Source organism: uncultured Rothia sp., from assembly GCF_937976295.1.
GTDB lineage: Bacteria > Actinomycetota > Actinomycetes > Actinomycetales > Micrococcaceae > Rothia.
The window spans coordinates 1-1,707 of record NZ_CALJRY010000129.1 but is presented as its reverse complement, the minus strand read 5'-3'; the positions used below and the strand labels follow the sequence as shown (position 1 = coordinate 1,707).

General features: G+C 64.4%; 2 protein-coding genes. Both read right to left on the bottom strand.

Annotated elements, in window-relative coordinates:
* Window positions 1-155 (bottom strand): GTP cyclohydrolase I (locus tag Q0216_RS03305; protein WP_298592903.1); only part of this gene is annotated, 155 nt, incomplete at its 3' end.
* Window positions 142-1,707, bottom strand: a 1,566-nt coding sequence (gene ftsH, locus Q0216_RS03300) for an ATP-dependent zinc metalloprotease FtsH (protein WP_298592901.1), incomplete at its 5' end; no start/stop codon positions are given. The genes ftsH and Q0216_RS03305, both read right to left, overlap by 14 nt.

Here is a 1,707-nt window from a genome sequence, read left to right as displayed (position 1 = left end):
TGCAGGCCCGAGAAGAACTCCGCGTAGGCGCGCGCCACACGAGCCGGGGTCTGCTGCAGGCCGTCGCGGTCCGGGTCCTCACCAATCGCAAGCAGAATCTCGCGGACGGCAGCCTCAATACGCGGCTGGTCGACGGCGTTCTTAGCCTCGCTCATCCTCTGCTCCATTCTGGTTCGGAGTGCCGTTCTCCGGGCGCTGCGCCGGAGGCACCGGGTAGTTCGGGTACTGCTGGGTGGGCATTGCGACGGTCGGGTCGGCGTCCGGGTTCGTGAGGGGTGCCTCCGGCTGCGCGGGTGCAGTCGGTGCTACGGGAACAGTAGGTGCCGTAGCAGGAGCTGCCGGTGCCGCGGCAGGTGCTTCCTCAGCCTTTTCGGTTTCCTTCGCCAACTCGCTCGGTGCCTTCACCGGCGGGATGTCGGTACGCTCGCGGGTCGACTTGGAGTACCAGTGCTCACGCTCGGGGCGCTTGCGAACATCCTTGAAGATTTCGGCGATCTCGTTCTCGAGCAGGGTTTCCTTCTCAAGCAGGGCGAACGCCAGGCGGTCCAGAATATCGCGGTTTTCCAGCAGAATCTGGAATGCCTCATCGTGTGCCTGCTCCAGCAGGGCGCGAATCTCAGCGTCGACCTTTGCCGCGGTCGCATCGGAGTAGTTGCGTGCCGAAGCTCCGCCGCCGCCACCAAGGAACGGGTCGGTATCTTCGCCGCCGAGCTTCACGGAACCAATGGCGGCGCTCATGCCGTAATCGGTGACCATCTTGCGGGCGGTGTCGGTTGCCTTCTGAATGTCGTTAGACGCACCGGTGGACGGGTCGTGGAAGACGATTTCCTCAGCCGCACGGCCACCCATCGCGTACGCCATCTGGTCGAGCAGTTCGTGGCGGGTCGTGGAGTACTTGTCGTCCTGCGGCATGACCATGGTGTAACCCAGGGCGCGACCGCGCGGAAGAATCGTAATCTTGGTGACCGGCGCGGAGTTACGCAGTGCCGCCGCAACCAGGGCGTGACCACCCTCGTGGTATGCGGTGACCTTACGCTCGTGCTCGTTCATGATGCGCGAGGAACGCTGCGGACCAGCCATGACGCGGTCAATTGCCTCGTCGATAGCGCGGTCGTCAATCACGTTGCCGTTATCGCGGGCGGTCAGCAGAGCCGCCTCGTTCATGACGTTCGCCAGGTCGGCGCCGGTGAAACCGGGGGTACGCTTAGCGACCTGAGCCAGGTCAACAGTGTTAGCGATCGGCTTGCCTGCCGCGTGAACGCGCAGGATGTGTTCGCGGCCCTGCATGTCCGGGGCGTCCACACCAATCTGACGGTCAAAACGGCCGGGACGCAGCAGCGCCGGGTCCAGAACGTCGGGTCGGTTCGTTGCCGCAATGACGATGACGTTCGAGTTGCCGTCGAAGCCGTCCATCTCAACCAGCAGCTGGTTCAGGGTCTGCTCACGCTCGTCATTACCGCCGCCCATGCCGACGCCGCGGCGGCGGCCAACAGCGTCAATCTCGTCAACGAAGACGATGGCGGCGGGGTCGCTCTTCGCTTCCTTGAACAGGTCGCGCACGCGGGACGCGCCCACACCCACGAACATTTCAACGAAGTCAGAGCCAGAAATCGAGTAGAAGGGCACGCCAGCCTCGCCCGCCACAGCCTTGGCGAGCAGGGTCTTACCGGTGCCGGGAGGGCCGTACAGCAGCACGCCCTTGGGGAT